Origin of the sequence: Weissella diestrammenae (genome assembly GCF_014397255.1) — a bacterium.
GTDB lineage: Bacteria > Bacillota > Bacilli > Lactobacillales > Lactobacillaceae > Weissella > Weissella diestrammenae.
Genome location: NZ_CP060724.1, coordinates 809,446 through 827,845, shown reverse-complemented (window position 1 = coordinate 827,845; position 18,400 = coordinate 809,446). Strand labels below are relative to the sequence as shown.

General features: G+C 42.7%; 9 protein-coding genes, 3 tRNA genes and 3 rRNA genes. All 15 read right to left on the bottom strand.

Annotation, left to right across the window (positions count from 1 at the left end):
• Positions 1-101: 101 nt before the first annotated feature.
• The 15 genes from H9L19_RS04110 to H9L19_RS04045 all read right to left on the bottom strand — a co-directional run bounded on the left by H9L19_RS04110 (position 102) and on the right by H9L19_RS04045 (position 18,396).
• Positions 102-845 carry a hypothetical protein gene (locus H9L19_RS04110; RefSeq protein WP_187529860.1) on the bottom strand — a complete coding sequence of 248 codons (744 nt, stop codon included), beginning with the start codon at positions 843-845 and terminating at the stop codon, positions 102-104.
• Positions 842-5,479 carry a S8 family serine peptidase gene (locus H9L19_RS04105; RefSeq protein ID WP_187529859.1) on the bottom strand — a complete coding sequence of 1,546 codons (4,638 nt, stop codon included), beginning with the start codon at positions 5,477-5,479 and terminating at the stop codon, positions 842-844. Before H9L19_RS04105 ends, H9L19_RS04110 begins: the two co-directional genes overlap by 4 nt.
• Positions 5,480-5,609: 130 nt before the next feature.
• Positions 5,610-6,986, bottom strand: coding sequence for an amino acid permease (locus H9L19_RS04100; RefSeq protein WP_187529858.1), 1,377 nt, complete (start codon positions 6,984-6,986; stop codon positions 5,610-5,612).
• A 447-nt stretch (positions 6,987-7,433) separates the two neighbouring features.
• Complete coding sequence (locus H9L19_RS04095; RefSeq protein ID WP_187529857.1) at positions 7,434-7,778, bottom strand: ArsR/SmtB family transcription factor; 345 nt, start codon at positions 7,776-7,778, stop codon at positions 7,434-7,436.
• Between the two features lie 7 nt (positions 7,779-7,785).
• Complete coding sequence (locus H9L19_RS04090) at positions 7,786-8,397, bottom strand: cadmium resistance transporter (protein WP_187529856.1); 612 nt, start codon at positions 8,395-8,397, stop codon at positions 7,786-7,788.
• 237 nt (positions 8,398-8,634) lie between these two features.
• Positions 8,635-10,428 (bottom strand): pyruvate oxidase, encoded by a 1,794-nt coding sequence (gene spxB, locus H9L19_RS04085; protein WP_187529855.1) that lies wholly within the window; start codon positions 10,426-10,428, stop codon positions 8,635-8,637.
• A gap of 349 nt (positions 10,429-10,777) precedes the next feature.
• Entirely contained in the window at positions 10,778-11,578 is an 801-nt protein-coding gene (locus H9L19_RS04080; RefSeq protein WP_243198228.1) for a zinc-binding dehydrogenase, read from the bottom strand.
• A gap of 30 nt (positions 11,579-11,608) precedes the next feature.
• Entirely contained in the window at positions 11,609-11,761 is a 153-nt protein-coding gene (locus H9L19_RS08300; RefSeq protein WP_243198226.1) for a hypothetical protein, read from the bottom strand.
• 585 nt (positions 11,762-12,346) lie between these two features.
• Positions 12,347-12,419, bottom strand: a tRNA-Thr gene (locus tag H9L19_RS04075).
• Positions 12,420-12,448: 29 nt separating this feature from the next.
• A tRNA-Asn gene (locus H9L19_RS04070) sits at positions 12,449-12,521 on the bottom strand.
• 5 nt (positions 12,522-12,526) lie between these two features.
• Positions 12,527-12,643, bottom strand: a 5S ribosomal RNA gene (rrf, locus tag H9L19_RS04065).
• A 93-nt stretch (positions 12,644-12,736) separates the two neighbouring features.
• Positions 12,737-15,652, bottom strand: a 23S ribosomal RNA gene (locus H9L19_RS04060).
• A gap of 262 nt (positions 15,653-15,914) precedes the next feature.
• Positions 15,915-15,988, bottom strand: a tRNA-Ile gene (locus H9L19_RS04055).
• A gap of 82 nt (positions 15,989-16,070) precedes the next feature.
• Positions 16,071-17,648: ribosomal RNA gene (locus H9L19_RS04050) — 16S ribosomal RNA — on the bottom strand.
• Together the 16S, 23S and 5S rRNA genes with 3 tRNA genes alongside form the textbook arrangement of a ribosomal RNA operon.
• A gap of 424 nt (positions 17,649-18,072) precedes the next feature.
• Positions 18,073-18,396 (bottom strand): heavy metal-binding domain-containing protein, encoded by a 324-nt coding sequence (locus H9L19_RS04045; RefSeq protein WP_187529854.1) that lies wholly within the window; start codon positions 18,394-18,396, stop codon positions 18,073-18,075.
• Positions 18,397-18,400 lie beyond the last annotated feature (4 nt).

Here is an 18,400-nt window from a genome sequence, read left to right as displayed (position 1 = left end):
AATCAAACTTCATTAAAAAAGCGCTTGACGTATCTCATAGACGTCAAGCGTTTTTCTTTATCACTCCGCACATTACGCATATAGCAAAGCACTTAAATCAGTTACTGCCCAATTTGATGAACGGTAATGTCATAACTTTGACCATGATTTTGGGTATCGCTGAGTTGATATGGGTCAACCGAATAATGCGTGCAACTGTTCTTCTGTAACGCATATTCCTTACTGAAATGTTCTGGTGCAAAATCTAGATATGACGTCCCATAACGACTGGCTTCATTCCAATTTGTCTGACCAACAAAGATATTTTCGCCATTCACATTAATTGCGACCCCCGTATTATAGGCCGAAATTTTTCCACTGACTGTAAATTTCAAATCCGTTGTATAAACATCAAAATGATGCGAGCCTGTTTTTTGAATCCATTTCTGATGTGGCCCACTTGTATCAAATTGTAAAACTGGCATGCCAAGATTAATTTTAACGACCTTTTCTTCGGTTTTAGACTGCGTCACACCCAAAATCGTTTGATCATAGGTCATGACAAAGTACCGTTCACAAATTGGGGGTATGTGGTGAGCAACAAACTTAAAACTACCATCTTGATTAATGGTTACTGCGTTAGCTGCTGCTTTAGGATCCGCATCATTTAGCACAATTTGCAAATGCTTGATTGATGGTCTTGCAATCCCTGTCAACGTCAAATCCTGGGTAAATGGATTATACACAGTCATTTCACCCTGACGATTCAATACATTATCTGGTGTTATCACCTGATTGACACCAGAAACAAGGACTGGATTGTCCTCAGTCAATCCCAGGGCATCGGCGGTGTGTTCTGGTTTCAATGGTAGAATTTCCTCACCTGCTGCCCCGAGTCTTTAACGTGGGTCAACTTTTCACCCTTTGGTAAACGATAGACGTTAAAAGTAAAGGTTTGTTGTAAGTCTTCAAGCTCCCAGAGATATTTTGCTAATGGTTCAAACGGATTGGAAATCTGTTTGTAATTAGGGACATCACCATATCGATCCGTGATTGTTTTAAATTCTGGTTCATAACCTATCACAGTAATGGTTTGCCAACCATTTTGGTTATCACCTTGATTACCAGCACCCTCATAGTTTTGTACCTTAGCTAACGGATCGTTAAATAGCCGATTAAATTCTCGCAAATTGGTCAGCTGCTGAGCATCCCAAAGATTAACTTGGGCATTAATCTCCCCGGCGTGATTAACAGGCGAAGGGGTGATGTATTTTTCAACACCCTGTGCCCCGCAATAACATTGTAATTGCTTAATGCCCTGGGCGTTATTAGTCCACTCGGGTTTTGTTACCCGAATCGTATGGGTATCTGCATCGAGTACTTGACTATTATAAATTAACTGTTGACCTGGTAAGTGGCCGGTAAAATTCCCTGTCACTTTTAATTTATCAGTTTCATTTGGCACAACCAGTACCTGCTCATCACCACGTTTCACCCACTTACCACCGGTGTCTTGCGCCATTTTATCAGCATCCAGTCGGCTCTCTAAAATATCCTCCTTCTGAATTTCAGGTACAATTGGTTGATGAATTTCATGCTGTTGGGTGTCTTTAAATGTGATATAGCCAAAACGCCCAATTTTAATCGGTGTTTGCCAATGCGTATTAGTTGCTGTTACTTTAACCTGATCAATTGGTTGATTATCACTATTATATGCGGTAATAGTAAATGGCTGTTTACCTTGCCACGTCCCATCTAATGTCATTGACCAATAATTTACATCAAGCGTTTTGAGCTGATAAGCGTTGATTTTCTTTGGTTCAATAGGATTAGCAAATTGCTCCAACATGTGACCCACTGGTGTATAAACACGCTTTGTTTCTTCTTCATAAAAAGACTCGCCATGATAAGTCACATCTAAGTGGTGATTCAGCGCTGTAATCTTTTCTTGTGTTGCTGTTGTACCTTCAACTGGCAAGGTCAACTTATTTTCAAACCAAGAACCATTACCGGCCCGATCACGAAGGGAAATTTCAACAACATTATCTTTGGCTTTCAAATTTTTAACGGCTGATGTATTTATCAGGGTATCGAAATGCCCATTCAACCATCCTGATTGCTGTTCATCAAAGGGTGAATTAAAATAATGTGCTCCCACGATAGTATTAATTCGATAGCTAAGTGACCCACCGCTTTGTACATTGGTCAAGTTATTCATCCCGGACCCTTTTTCATCAATTTCTCCGCTCAGGTGAACACCATCTTTTTGCCACTTTAAATGCACATTTTTTGCTTTCGGACAACAATTATCAATTGTCAACTTGCGATAGACAGTTTGTGTTTTTGCCCCATCAAGGGTTACCGCAACAGTTCGAATGTAGTACACACCATCTGGCGCATATTTACTTTGTCCTGTTAGTGCGTCTGGCAACATGCCATTCCATTCAGTATCGATTCGACCGGGTTGTGTTTGCTGATATGTTGCTAAATGTCTCAACACCTGTTGCTTATCCGCACTCATCACATCCACATCAATTGAACGCATCCAACGTAACATATATTCCATATCCAATGCCCTGTTCACACCACTATGATTAAAAGTAACCGCAGCATGCTCATTGTCACAAGTATAATTGACATCACCTGAACGGGATACCACTTTTGTATTCAAAGTTGCCAATGGGTGACCATTCATTTCATCAGCCAGATAACCATACCCTTTGATTGACCCTTTTTCTGATGCCGGCTTATCAATCGGTTTACCTGCATCCCAATCACCGTAATATCCAAAATAGGGAATACTTTCTATTACACCAGGTTTTTGAGTCGCTGTAACTTGAAGATACCCTTCAATCCAATTATTCTCAGTAAACGTATTCGGAATCGTCAATGTCACGTCAATAATTTTCTCCTGTCCCGGGGCCAGTGTGATGTTATTCCCTTGCAGATTAACCTGGGCCCCATTAACCGTAGATTCACTCACAAGATCCAAAAAAGGTTTCTCATCGCGATAATAATATATGTCAGCGTCATTCAAATTAACAGTCTCACCGGTAGAATTGCCACCTTTATCTAGCAATGTTCTGAGTCCCGTCGTATTCACCTTTGAACAGTCGGTGGTTCGGACTTCTGTTTGTACATTCCCAAGTGCTGCCACATGATAGTTTTGCTTCACCTGGGTCACATTTTGAATTTTAATCTTAAATGTTTTTTCCTTGGTTCTAAAGGCTTTAAGATCAATTGTTGTATGACCATCATTGGCATTAGTAATCACCGCATTTGCTTGCGTGGCTCGATCGACTTGCACGAGACCGCCACCTTGTTGCCGGGGCGAGAAGTAAGTCCCATTAGTTGTGTCTTTTACTGGCGCAGCTGTATTTTGTAATACGCCTTTGATATTTTGCACAAATTTAGCGCTACCCTGACCTAAATTAACATGATTTTGATTAGCTTGTTGCTTAATTAGTGCTACCGTTCCAGCAACAAACGGACTGGCCATACTGGTCCCGCTTTTTTGAGCATAACCTTGATTTGACAAGGACCAAATATTACCACCGATTCCTGTAATATCAGGCTTCAAGGTCAAATCCGGTGTCGATCCCCATGATGTAAAAGTGCTCATCTTGCCTTTAGATTCATTACTGACAACCGTCGTTATTGGTTTGCTCAGCATGACATGCCCCAATTCTGCTTTATCGTGTAACCCATTATCTGATTTTGCTTTTTCTTCATAATGAGGCGTGTTAGTACGTAAATCTTTTAACAATTGATTCCCTGCTTGTTTCGTCATAAATATTAATGGACAGTGTTGACTATCAACATGCGAAATTTTTTTACTAGCCGGTAAGGCTCGATCTTGATCGTCAATCAAAATAACCGCTTCAGCTTTTTTACCTGCACCGACTAGTTGATATTGTTCAAATGGGATGGCTGAATTATAACCAACAATCTTAATTTTCCCCACATCTGTGCCAGAATCAATTCCAGAGTCTCCACTTTCAGCTTGCTTGGTCCCCTCAGCTGCTTCAGTTGGAATATCTAATCCATGATCATGGGTATAAGACACACATCGACCGTTATCAATTAATTTATGGTCGACTTGCCAAAACTGCTCTGGAATATCTGGTGACACTGTAACAGCGATTGTATCACCCCCTAAATTTTTATGTAAGTCCGTTGTAATGGTCGTTGAAATGACATGCTTCTGTGTACCTTCCATAGCGCCTACTGCAATGGCATCTTTTGAGGCCGCCATCCCACTGATTGAAATATCTTCTTCTGGATTGTGCGCATTCGTATGTAAATCATTCAAATTGCCTGATGCGCGACCAGAATTAGATGCTGCCACCACCGTGACAACCCCTAGTTTGGCGGCCCGACTCACTGCCACATTTTCCGGCATCAATGCTGAGTAATTAGTTAAGGGTGCGCCTAGTGACAAATTCAACACATCCGCGCCCATTTTGACTGAGTCTTCCATAGCATCAACAATGGCGTCCGTCGTGGCGCCGGCATGATGATTACTAAACACTTTCATATCTAACAATTGCGCTTCTGGTGCTACTCCGGTTACTTGACCATTCGCAGCTAAAATACCTGCCACATGTTGTCCGTGCTCACCAGTTTGCCCATTATCTTTGAGCTCACTTTGTGCATCAATATTATCGGCATAATTATGGGCAAAAGGCACTTTTTCTGATTCATAACGCCCATATTTCAATGTGGCGTGAAAGTAGTTAGTAGCGGCCGGACTTAGTTTGGCAGTCTGCCGACCTGATGCCGTTAATTTCAAATCTGGGTGGGTAGCGTCAATTCCTGAATCAATGTCTGCAATAACCATGCCGCGCCCATCACCAGCATGTTGCGCGCGCCAGTCATCAGTCACTTGCGCCAATTCATTATCATTGGTATTGGCTGCTTGGTAGACATTTTGAATGGTCACCTCTTTGACTCCTGAAATACCCTGTAAATCATTAATCATATTCGGCTTAGCCATAATTGAAAAGGCGTTGACCAAATACCCTTTTTGATTTGTCACCCGTTGCCCGGTTATTTCTTCAACTCGTTTGACAATTGGCGCTTGCGCTGCAACAACATTTTTTTCAGCCTGATCAATCGCACCTGCTGTTTTCAAACTCCCATCTGGTACAGGGGTGAAATGGCTTTCCACGGCTGATGGCGCTGCTAAATTAATGGTCATCCGAATTGGGGTTGCCGATTTTTCAGCTAACGTCATGCTACCCGGCTGTTTACCCAAGAATTTCAACTGATCATCATAAGGGGTGATTTCGCCTTTTGTCTGGGTGTCGGATGATTTATCCGCTTTAGTTTTTACAATACTAACTGGATATGCTTGTGCTGCACACTTTTTAACCTTCTCTTGGGCACTTTTGTCACCAGCAATACTATGTTGTTGATGATACTTCATGCCTACTGGCACAATCATCAATCCACTCACAATCAGACACGCTGCAACAATCGGACCACGATAATTTTTCATATAACCACCCTTTTCTTTCCTTAAAAATTTTAATATTTTATATTATGAGGATTAGATGAGAATATTATGTGAATTTCGTTTTTTGAGTTTAAAAAAGCCTCCACGTTACCGTAGAGGCAAAATCAGCATTTTATTTTTGTTTTGGTCGCTGAATAAAATAAATTATTGTCATCAACAATAAGAAACCAACGCCAATTGATACCGAAACCCGCGTATCTGGGTTAAGGAACATAAAGACTAAAATCACTGACAATGCGATTAATGCAAAATAGTTTGAGAATGGATACAATGGCATTTTTAATGGGTGATTAGTTAACAAGTGTTGGTTCGAACGACGAAAACGCAATTCACTCAAAATAATCACAAACCATGGCACCATACCTGGTAGTACAGACGAACTATAAACCACAACAAACAACTTCACCCCAATTTTACTAAATGATTCTAACCCTGCATTCATTAAGATCCCTAATAGGATACCAAATGAGATCGCTAAGATCGCAACGTATGGCACATGATGACTAGATAACTTGGCAAATTTCTTTGAAACATAGCCGTCTTGGCCCAATTTGTATAGCATTCTGCTTGATGAATAAATCCCTGAATTCGAACCAGACATAGCTGCTGTCAAGACCACAAAATTAATAATCGAAGCGGCACCTGCGATACCAACTTTGGCAAATGTTTCAACGAATGGTGAACCAATATTTCCCAATTCATTCCATGGAAAAAGTGTGACAATCACAAAAATAGCCCCAATATAGAAAATTAAAATCCGATAGATGACTGAATGAATCGACTTCACAATCGCCTCACGAGGCTGTTCTGCCTCACCAGCCGTAATACCAAGCACTTCAATTCCCTGATATGATCCTGCAATGATGGACAATGAGAACATAAACCCAGTAATGCCACCTGTGAAAAAGCCACCATGGGCCCACAAATTACTAAACCCAATCGGCTGCCAATGGTTACCAAGGCCAAAAATAATCATTAGTAAGCCCATGATGATTAACAAAATAATCGTCAAAACTTTGACCATCGCAAAGTAGTATTCTAACCGTCCATAAGTTTTAACAGAAACCAGATTAGCCAAAGTTAAAGTAATAATCACAACTAAACCAGAAACCCAACCTGGAACCCCTGGAAACCAGTAATCAATATAAGTTCCAACCGCTATCACCTCTGAAATGCCAACAACAATATACTGAAAAATATTGCTCCATGATGTCAGCCACCCAACTACCGGATGAATATAATTCGTTGCATAATCAGCAAACGATCCCGTACTTGGATTAATGTATAAGATTTCACCCAGCGCACGCATCACCAAATATAGGATAATGCCCATAAACCCATAGGCTAAAATGACTGAAGGCCCAGTCCATGCGATCGTTGTTGCGGATCCCAAAAACAATCCGACCCCAATTGTGCCCCCTAAAGCAATCATCTGCATTTGCCCAGATGATAGGCCGCCTCGTAACTGATTTTTATCTTCTTTTTCCATCTTTACTCCACTCCTCTAGTGTTAGTAATCCCACACGGTTAGACTTAGTCACGACGCTTGGTCCATTTCTCATAAAAACACCCAGCCGTCGCATCAGCGCGAAACGGTTGGGTGCCTGTTTTCAATCGACAAGTTCCTCAAATACCCCAACCAATTATTAATGTGGTTGAGGTGGTGGTCATTGACTTGTTTTGCTGATTATTCTGCATGTAAGTTGCCACCTTTCTTGGAATAATCCAAATTTTACCACCTTTTTTTAATGTCAGCAAGAAAATGCATCAATGACGCGCATCATTCTTTGTAACAAAGCAGATTTCCGGCATTTATCAAACAAATTGGTAATCCAAAAAAAATAAGTTTGATGCTTTGACTTAAGTCGTCCCAGCGCCTCGTCCCACAAAAATGATTGATGGAATTGTGCTTTATCACGATTTTCCCGCTACCGACTTACTCATTACTATCATGGCTTTGTTGTGACAGCTCATAAACTTCATGTGACTCATGTAGTAGCACATGATTGACGTGCTGCATCGCATTATCAAGTAGTTTTAGGATATGAGAGTCCGTTAAACAATATAATACTTCACGGCCTTGCTTTTTTGTTTGCACAAGTTGTGCTTCACGCAGCAATTTTAACTGGTGTGAGATTGCCGATTGTTCCATCTGCATGACGTCTACAATTTCTGAAACACGATACGCCCGAACGCGCAACAACTCTAAAATGGTTAACCGCTGCTTATTGCCTAATAATTTAAAAATTTGCTCTAATTCATTAATTGCTTCTTTTTTCATGTCCTTATTATAACAAATGTAGCAAGGACTGAATCGTACCAGCTTCAAACATCACATAAACGCCTAAACCAACATAAATCACCAATTGAATTTTCTCGCCATAGCGTTTAAACAACTGACCGATAAAATTTAGCCTAGACCCCCACCAGGCTAAACCGATAATCAAAGTTAATATCACAATAAACGCCCCTAAAATTAGCGGTAAATATAACATGTTTAAATTCGCAAAATACGGAATATACAAGGCTAGATTGTCTGCCCCACAAGTTGCAACCGTCAAAACAATTACATTCAATATGATACGTCCAGCTGACATACCAGACAAACGTTCTGCCACTTCGTTACTTTCATCTTTAGGCCAAAAGTACCCTTTAATCCCCAGATAGATTGGGATTAAGCCTAATAAACCTAATAGCCATTCATCAGGTACCTGTTTCAAGAGCATCGCAACAAGTAATGAGAGGATAACCAAAACCAAATTACCCAAATATGCGCCTATTACCACATTCTGACGTTGTTTTGTTTGCTGATAACGCGTGAAAACCAATAATAGGATCATTAAATAATCCGATGTTGTCCCTAAGTATGACAAAATTGCCGTGATTAATGCTGTTACCATAAGCAGCCCCCTTTTATATGAAATGTTTTTCATATATACTATAACACATATGAAAAACATTTCATATAAAAAGGCTTGCCGTCATTTACTGGTGATCAACCAAATCAGTATCGGTGTTAAATATTTTTGTGAATACTCAACGTGTTCTCTAACCTCTTCAAAAATTAAAAAACGATACAAGGACTTTGTCCTTGTACCGTTTTAATCTATTCAACAGTAGCTAATTTTAACACGTCGCTATTTAACGCCGTATTCAGCTAAATAATCCTTTAATGGCTTTAACGCCATTGCATCATACTTTGTCTTGAATGCATCAACTGAAGCTTGTGACGTCTTCTCGGGATCCATATCCATCGCTTCTACTGGGAAACCACGCTTGTCCTTAATCTTAATATCAAGTAATACTGGCCGTCCGGTACGGGTCACTTCAACCGCTTTATCAAAAGCTGGCGCTAACTCAGCTGACTCATGAACACTAATACCAACAACGCCCATACCTTCAGCAATCTTTGCATAATCGGCATCCAAAATATCAACCCCTGATGGATTCATTGGCAAATCAGCTTGCGAATTCTTTATGAAACTCAAGGTTGAGTTAGCAGTCACAATATTGATAATTGGCAACTTGTGCAATGTCTCGGTCAATAAGTCTTGCATAACCATTGAGAAGGCACCATCACCGGCAATATTGAACACTTGACGATCTGGGAAACTCAACTTAGCCGCGATTGCAGCGGGTACACCATAGCCCATAGTAGCGAACAAAGCTGATGTCGTCCACTTTTGTTGTGGCTTAAGGTCCAAGAAACGCACCGTATTGACCACGTTATCACCAACATCAATACCAAAGACTGCGTCATCCTCTGCAATCCGATTAATTTGCTTGTAAATTTGCTCGTACTCAATCGGATTCGTTTCCTTATCCATCAACTTCTTCAAATATGCCCGCCAGTCTTTATTTTGAGCTAGTTCAGCATCATAAACCTTTGACTTTGGTGCGGCTTCACTTTGAGCCAATAATGCCTTAATGAAGGCTGGCCCATCTGACTCAATCCCCAAATCAACATGATGGTGTGCCCCAAAGACAGAACTATCAATGTCAACTTGAATAAATTTAAATGGGTGACTCGTATAAACATTTTCAGCAAATGGGAAGTCATTACCAATTGCGATAACCAAGTCTGAATAATTCATTGCCTCATTGGCCGAAATTGAACCAGCGCGGTTAACCAATCCCAAATTACCAGCATAGCTGTCTGGCACAATACCTTTACCAAGAGCAGTTGTAATAATCGGAATTTGCAACTTTTCTGAAACAGCCATCAATTCCTCTGAAGCACCGAAAGCCCCCCGCCCAACGTGGAAGACCGGTGCCTTAGCAGCCTTAATCATCTTCAAAGCTTCAGCAATCTCATCAGTCGTTGGCATTGGCAAAATTTTGCTTTGATCAGCTGGATGGTATGACGATGCAGACTCGTAAGGCTTATCTGTAATCTCTTCCCAGCCAAGATCAACTGGAATAACAACCACTGCAACACCTTGATGCTTATATGCCATTCGAATGGCCTTATCAACCACGTATGGCAAGCTTTCAGCGTTCATAACTGTCCGATTGTAAACAGACACATCATCAAAGATAGGACCTTCGTTAAACTCTTGGAAGAAGTCATAATTCATCTTCGACGTTGGCACTTGACCAACTAAGGCAAGTACTGGTGCGTGGTCCTCACGTGCATCATAAAGACCATCAAGTAAGTTAACTGCACCTGGCCCAGCTGACCCGAACGCAACCCCTAACTTACCGGTTAACTTTGCCTCAGCAGAAGCGGCTAGCGCACCAACTTGTTCATGCCGGATGTGAACAAAATTGATATTATCTTTTTCAACATCCAGAGCATGCATCGTTGAGCTAAACGATCCACCAGGGTAACCATAAATATTATTAACCCCCCATGCCTCGATAACCTTCATCATTGCGATTGCAGCTGGAATCTTTTTTGTTTCATCATACTTTACATTTGTGACTGACATGTTTCTTGCCTCCCGATAGCAATTAAATCTAATCAATGTAATCGCTTACATCTCTTACACTTATTGTTATACCGCTATCTTTCACAAAACGCAAGCGTATTTCTCGGTGTTTTTCAGTTGTTTTTGAAATTATTTCACATGCAAAATTCCACGAAAAAAAAGCAATGTTAAGTTCATGCCACTTACTTCCAGTAAGTGAGGGATTTTTCACCCATTCTTTGATTTCTACATTTTTAATAACTGTTGATATATTAGGGATCTCTCTTTTTCGATTTTTTGTGAAACATGGCACAAAATATCAAATGTTTTTTCCATTATTTGTTGTTATCTGATTGTTTAACTCTCAACTTTATTTAAGCGTCACAATAATTTTACCCGTATTACGATGTGATTTTATCATTTCCAAGCCATCCATTAATTGATCAAATGGCAAGGTGGCTTCAATTTTGGAGTCAATTTCATGTGTTGCCAAGATTGTCAGCAATGATTGTGCCATCAGTGCTAAGTCTTGATTTTGACTGTCGCTTTTTGACTGATGAGCCCCACCCAAGTTCAACGCAGAGACCGTAATCCCCCTTGATGCCAATAAATCAACGTCAATATTTCTAGGTAGATCAACTAAACCAATTACTTGACCATTATATGCTAGCCGTTCATTAATATCCTCTTGCACTTCGGCACTTGAAACGGGGTTAATACTCAAATCAACACCAACATCATTTGTAATGTCTAATACACGCTCAGTGACATTATCATGCCGGTAGTCAATGATGTCATCAGCACCTAGGCTTTTAACAAATTCAATTTTTTGACTAGAGACAGTAGTAATGACGTACAAGCCTAATTGCTTTGCAAGTTGAATCGCAATTAAACCAACGCCACCTGCACCACCATGAATCAGAACTGTTAATTTTCCAACCAGATTAGCCTTCCGATTGATTGCCTGATAGGCTGACATACCAGCACACAAAATAGCTGCCGCTTGCTCATTGCTCACATTCGCTGGCACTTTTACCAGTGAATAAGCATGCATCACAACATACTCAGCAAAGGTACCATTTTCAACCAAATTTGCGTGACCGCAAACCCGATTCCCAATTTGAAAGTCATCGCCAACATCAGGACCAAGAGCTACAACTTCACCGGCCATATCAACCCCAAGAATGTGCGGATATTGCCACTAATCATTACCATATTCACTCAATTTGTAATCTAAGGGATTCAATCCAATCGCCTTTACTTTTACTAAGATTAAATCAACACTTGGTGTGGGTACTGGTTGTTCAGATAATGTGAGCGTTTCACCTTTTGTTGGAATGATATATGCTTTCATGATACTTTAGATACCCCTACCTTTGATAAAATTTAAATTGCAATACCCAGAGGTTCTAAAATCACTTTAGTGACCGTGCGTTTATTCTACTAGTCTCGCATGAGTTCAAACATCACTATTTTCTTTAGTTCCTATCCACATTGTACCTTTGATAAATTCAATAGTTGTCTCTCTAGCCCTATTAAAGATCAAGCTTTACTAATTCATTTAAATTTCCCCATTTCCATGATTGCTAATGAGAACAACATCATTTTCAATTACAAAAAACGCTAGTCTACGCAGACTAGTGTCAATCACCTATGCCGGATGAGCGTTGAACAACTACAATCTCAACTTGGTCATGATGCTCTGTACAAACCACCCTATCAATTTATACGGCTGTCACACAAGAGATGAAGGATTCGGCGGCAGATATATTTACAAGTTTGGTGAACTTCTAAAAAGGACGTTCTCAAATATACATGTAAATACACATCTAAATTTCATTCCATACTATTCAGTGTGATTGTATACCATTGGTAGATACAAAGAAATCCCGCTATATCAACATCGTTGCTGATATAGCGGGATTTCAAAAAAGTTTTATGCCGACTGGGGGATTCGAACCCTCGACCTACGGTTTACGATACCGTTGCTCTACCAACTGAGCTAAGTCGGCATATCAGCAAGTGCTGACTTATAAAAAAACTCCGAATGTCGGGCTCGAACCGACGACAGCACGATTAACAGTCGTGTGCTCTACCAACTGAGCTAATTCGGAATAATGCATCGCGACTTCCTATCCTCGCAGGAAGCGATCCTCCAACTACTTTCGGCGTTACTGAGCTTAACTTCTGTGTTCGGTATGGGAACAGGTGTGACCTCAGTGCCATCGTCACGACACGTTTATTAAATTGAGAAGTTTAATCCTCTCAAAACTGAATCATATTGTTTGTAAATTTGTGAAATAAATTGAACCACCACGTTTTATTCAACTTGGTTAAGTCCTCGAACCATTAGTACTAGTCCGCTCCATGCCTCGCGGCACTTCCACTTCTAGCCTATCTACCTCATCATCTATAAGGGGTCTTACTTCTTTCGAATGGGAAATCTCATCTCGAGGCGAGTTTCACACTTAGATGCTTTCAGCGTTTATCTCATCCGTACATAGCTACTCAGCGATGCTCCTGGCGGAACAACTGATACACCAGTGGTACGTCCACCCCGGTCCTCTCGTACTAAGGGCAGCTCCTCTCAAATTTCCTACGCCCGCGACGGATAGGGACCGAACTGTCTCACGACGTTCTGAACCCAGCTCGCGTACCGCTTTAATGGGCGAACAGCCCAACCCTTGGGACCGACTACAGCCCCAGGATGCGATGAGCCGACATCGAGGTGCCAAACCTCCCCGTCGATGTGGACTCTTGGGGGAGATAAGCCTGTTATCCCCAGGGTAGCTTTTGTCCGTTGAGCGATGGCCCTTCCATGCGGAACCACCGGATCACTAAGTCCTACTTTCGTACCTGCTCGACCTGTTAGTCTCGCAGTCAAGCTCGCTTGTGCCTTTACACTCTGCGAATGATTTCCAACCATTCTGAGCGAACCTTTGAGCGCCTCCGTTACCTTTTAGGAGGCGACCGCCCCAGTCAAACTGCCTGCCAGACACTGTCTTCCATCACGATTAGTGATGCGAGTTAGAGTGATCATACAACGAGGGTAGTATCCCACCAACGCCTCCATCGAAACTAGCGTTCCGATCTCTACGGCTCCTACCTATCCTGTACAAGCTGCACAAGCACTCAATATCAAGCTACAGTAAAGCTCCATGGGGTCTTTCCGTCCTGTCGCGGGTAACCCGCATCTTCACGGGTATTTAAATTTCACCGAGTCTCTCGTTGAGACAGTGCCCAGATCGTTACGCCTTTCGTGCGGGTCGGAACTTACCCGACAAGGAATTTCGCTACCTTAGGACCGTTATAGTTACGGCCGCCGTTTACTGGGGCTTCAATTCGCACCTTCGCCGAAGCTAAGCACTCCTTTTAACCTTCCAGCACCGGGCAGGCGTCAGCCCCTATACGTCATCTTACGATTTTGCAGAAACCTGTGTTTTTGATAAACAGTCGCCTGGGCCTATTCACTGCGGCTCAGCTTGCGCTGAGCACCCCTTCTCCCGAAGTTACGGGGTCATTTTGCCGAGTTCCTTAACGAGAGTTCACTCGCACACCTTAGGATGCTCTCCTCGACTACCTGTGTCGGTTTGCGGTACGGGCAGGTAAACACTAACTAGAAGCTTTTCTCGGCAGCGTGACATCATGGACTTCTCTACTTAATTTCGATCCTCATCATCGCTTGTTCTTATAGGGATAAGCATTTAACTACTCCCAAAACTTACGATTTAACCCAGCATTTCCATTCGCTGGGATCCATTAGCCTTCTGCGTCCCTCCATCGTTCAAACATGTTCACCTGGTACTGGAATCTCAACCAGTTATCCATCGACTACGCCTCTTGGCCTCGCCTTAGGTCCCGACTAACCCTGGGAGGACGAGCCTTCCCCAGGAAACCTTAGTCATACGGTGGACAGGATTCTCACCTGTCTTTCGCTACTCATACCGGCATTCTCACTTCTATGCGCTCCACCAGTCCTCACGGTCTGACTTCATCGCCCATAGAACGCTCTCCTATCGCGCCAACTTAGTTGGCACCCGTAGTTTCGGTGGTGTGTTTAGCCCCGGTACATTTTCGGCGCAGAATCACTCGACTAGTGAGCTATTACGCACTCTTTAAATGGTGGCTGCTTCTGAGCCAACATCCTAGTTGTCTATGCAACTCCACATCCTTTTCCACTTAACACACACTTAGGGACCTTAACTGACGATCTGGGCTGTTCCCCTTTCGACAATGGATCTTATCACTCACTGTCTGACTCCCGGACATACGTAATTGGCATTCGGAGTTTATCTTAATTTGGTAACCCGAGATGGGCCCCGCACCAAAACAGTGCTCTACCTCCAATACGCTACATTCCGAGGCTAGCCCTAAAGCTATTTCGGAGAGAACCAGCTATCTCCAAGTTCGATTGGAATTTCACCGCTACCCACACCTCATCCTAGCATTTTTCAACATGCACAGGTTCGGGCCTCCAGTGCGTCTTACCACACCTTCACCCTGGACATGGGTAGGTCACCTGGTTTCGGGTCTACAACTACATACTATGACGCCCATTTCAGACTCGCTTTCGCTTCGGCTCCGGTCTTTCCACCTTAACCTTGCATGTAATCGTAACTCGCCGGTTCATTCTACAAAAGGCACGCCATCACCCCTTAACGGGCTCTGACTTCTTGTAGGCACATGGTTTCAGGAACTTTTTCACTCCCCTTCCGGGGTGCTTTTCACCTTTCCCTCACGGTACTGGTTCACTATCGGTCACTAGGTAGTATTTAGCCTTGGGAGATGGTCCTCCCAGATTCCGACCGGATTTCACGTGTCCGGCCGTACTCAGGATCCTACACGGGAGATTGCATGCTTTCGTTTACAGGGCTATCACCTTGTCTCGCGTGGCTTCCCAACCACTTCAACTAACATACAATTTTGTAACTCCACAACGGTAGTCCTACAACCCCAAAGTGCAAGCACTTTGGTTTGGGCTCTTCCGGGTTCGCTCGCCGCTACTGACGGAATCGATTTTTCTTTCTACTCCTGCTGCTAATGAGATGTTTCAGTTCACAGCGTCTACCTTCAACTAGTCTATAGATTCAACTAGTGATAACTTGCATAACAAGTTGGGTTCCCCCATTCGGAAATCCCCGGATCAAAGCTTACTTACAGCTCCCCGAGGCATATCGGTGTTAGTCCCGTCCTTCATCGGCTCCTAGTGCCAAGGCATCCACCATGCGCCCTTAATAACTTAACCTATCAACTGACGTTGATGATTTAAGTTTTGAGTATGTGACATCTTTCAGTCACTTGCGATTATCACGATATTGCTATCGTGATGAACTTGTATAAAAACTCAAAATAACGCGGTGTAATACACTGTCAATTGTCTTGCGACAATCAACTCTTGATTACTCGGTTCAATTTATTGATTTTCAATAATTTGAAATTTTAAATTTACTAATATGATTCAGTTTTCAAAGAACTAATATTACTACGGTAATTATTAAAATTACCAATGGGCCTGACGGGACTCGAACCTGTGACCCCTGCGTTATCAACACAGTGCTCTAACCAACTGAGCTACAGGCCCATATAAATATGATGCTATTGAGTGTAAAACACTCAAAACTAAATAACGTTTCAACGATGTGCAAGTTTCCGATTTTCCTTAGAAAGGAGGTGATCCAGCCGCAGGTTCTCCTACGGCTACCTTGTTACGACTTCACCCTAATCATCTGTCCCACCTTAGGCGGCTGGCTCCTAATAAAAGGTTACCCCACCGACTTTGGGTGTTACAAACTCTCATGGTGTGACGGGCGGTGTGTACAAGACCCGGGAACGTATTCACCGCGGCGTGCTGATCCGCGATTACTAGCGATTCCGACTTCGTGTAGGCGAGTTGCAGCCTACAGTCCGAACTGAGACAAGCTTTAAGAGATTTGCGCACCCTCGCGGGTTGGCGACTCGTTGTACTTGCCATTGTAGCACGTGTGTAGCCCAGGTCATAAGGGGCATGATGATTTGACGTCATCCCCGCCTTCCTCCGGTTTGTCACCGGCAGTCTTGCTAGAGTGCCCAACTAAATGCTGGCAACTAACAATAAGGGTTGCGCTCGTTGCGGGACTTAACCCAACATCTCACGACACGAGCTGACGACAACCATGCACCACCTGTCACTTTGTCCCCGAAGGGAAAGCACCATCTCTGGTGTGGTCAAAGGATGTCAAGACCTGGTAAGGTTCTTCGCGTTGCTTCGAATTAAACCACATGCTCCACCGCTTGTGCGGGTCCCGTCAATTCCTTTGAGTTTCAACCTTGCGGTCGTACTCCCCAGGCGGAGTGCTTAATGCGTTAGCTTCGCCACTTAGGGGCGGAAACCCCCAAACAGCTAGCACTCATCGTTTACGGTGTGGACTACCAGGGTATCTAATCCTGTTTGCTACCCACACTTTCGAGCCTCAACGTCAGTTACAGTCCAGAAAGCCGCCTTCGCCACTGGTGTTCTTCCATATATCTACGCATTTCACCGCTACACATGGAGTTCCACTTTCCTCTACTGCACTCAAGTCATCCAGTTTCCAAAGCAATTCCTCGGTTGAGCCGAGGGCTTTCACTTCAGACTTAAATAACCGTCTGCGCTCGCTTTACGCCCAATAAATCCGGATAACGCTTGGAACATACGTATTACCGCGGCTGCTGGCACGTATTTAGCCGTTCCTTTCTGGTAAGATACCGTCACACACTGAACAGTTACTCTCAATGTCATTCTTCTCTTACAACAGTGTTTTACGAGCCGAAACCCTTCATCACACACGCGGCGTTGCTCCATCAGACTTTCGTCCATTGTGGAAGATTCCCTACTGCTGCCTCCCGTAGGAGTATGGGCCGTGTCTCAGTCCCATTGTGGCCGATCAGTCTCTCAACTCGGCTATGCATCATCGTCTTGGTAAGCCATTACCTTACCAACTAACTAATGCACCGCGGGACCATCTCTTAGTGATAGCATGACCACCTTTTAAGTGAGAACCATGCGGTTCTCATTGTTATACGGTATTAGCATTTGTTTCCAAATGTTATCCCCTGCTAAGAGGTAGGTTTCCCACGTGTTACTCACCCGTTCGCCACTCACTGCAATGTCTGAATCAAATCTGAGCAAGCTCTTCATTTCATCAAACCACAGTGCGTTCGACTTGCATGTATTAGGCACGCCGCCAGCGTTCATCCTGAGCCAGGATCAAACTCTCAATTTAAATTGATCAGCTTGAGTATAACTCAATCTTTTTTGTTGTTTAACAGATGTTAAACGAATTTACTAGCGAAATTGACTTCGCAAATGTTTGTATCATTTTTACGTGATACACTTGCACATTTGTTTCATCGAAACGTTATTTAGTTTTCAATGTTCTACGTTGTTGTCTCAATCAGACAACTTTTATATCTTACCAAAGCGTGATGACAATGTCAACAACTTTGATGATTTATTTCTTACGCCATTCCGTTGACATCAGTTGATGTGGCAAAAATAACGCTTAATTAATATACCGCGAAATCGATTGTTCGTCAACAACTAATTTCATTAAATAAACACGAACATTATTTTAATTACTAAATACCACTAATCCATTAAAAAAAAGAGCACTTTTTGAGATAGTGCTCTCACTTCTTTTGACGTATTTACTTAAATTTAACAGCCGTTCCATATGCGGCAACGGTTGTCATGTCAGTGCCAATCGATCCCGAATCAAACCGCATCATAACGACTGCATCTGCACCCATTTGACGTGCATTATCACGTAACCGTTCAACTGACTGCTGTCTTGATTCTTCTAACATATCCGTATATGCCTTAATTTCACCACCAACAAGATTTTTAAAAGCTGCCCCAACATTTGACACAATGTTCTTCGAACGGGTGGTTAACCCGAAAACTTCACCAATCACTTCATATTCGTGTCCAGGTATATGCTCTGTTGTAACTACCAATAGTGTATCTGCCATCGCT

Excerpts from the sequence above, each read along its gene's own strand:
- H9L19_RS04100 (WP_187529858.1), bottom strand. The coding sequence starts at position 6,986 with ATGGAAAAAGAAGATAAAAATCAGTTACGAGGCGGCCTATCATCTGGG.
- H9L19_RS04105 (WP_187529859.1), bottom strand. The coding sequence starts at position 5,479 with ATGAAAAATTATCGTGGTCCGATTGTTGCAGCGTGTCTGATTGTGAGT.
- H9L19_RS04045 (WP_187529854.1), bottom strand. The coding sequence starts at position 18,396 with ATGGCAGATACACTATTGGTAGTTACAACAGAGCATATACCTGGACAC.
- H9L19_RS04090 (WP_187529856.1), bottom strand. The coding sequence starts at position 8,397 with ATGGTAACAGCATTAATCACGGCAATTTTGTCATACTTAGGGACAACA.
- spxB (WP_187529855.1), bottom strand. The coding sequence starts at position 10,428 with ATGTCAGTCACAAATGTAAAGTATGATGAAACAAAAAAGATTCCAGCT.
- H9L19_RS08300 (WP_243198226.1), bottom strand. The coding sequence starts at position 11,761 with ATGAAAGCATATATCATTCCAACAAAAGGTGAAACGCTCACATTATCT.
- H9L19_RS04080 (WP_243198228.1), bottom strand. The coding sequence starts at position 11,578 with ATGGCCGGTGAAGTTGTAGCTCTTGGTCCTGATGTTGGCGATGACTTT.
- H9L19_RS04095 (WP_187529857.1), bottom strand. The coding sequence starts at position 7,778 with ATGAAAAAAGAAGCAATTAATGAATTAGAGCAAATTTTTAAATTATTA.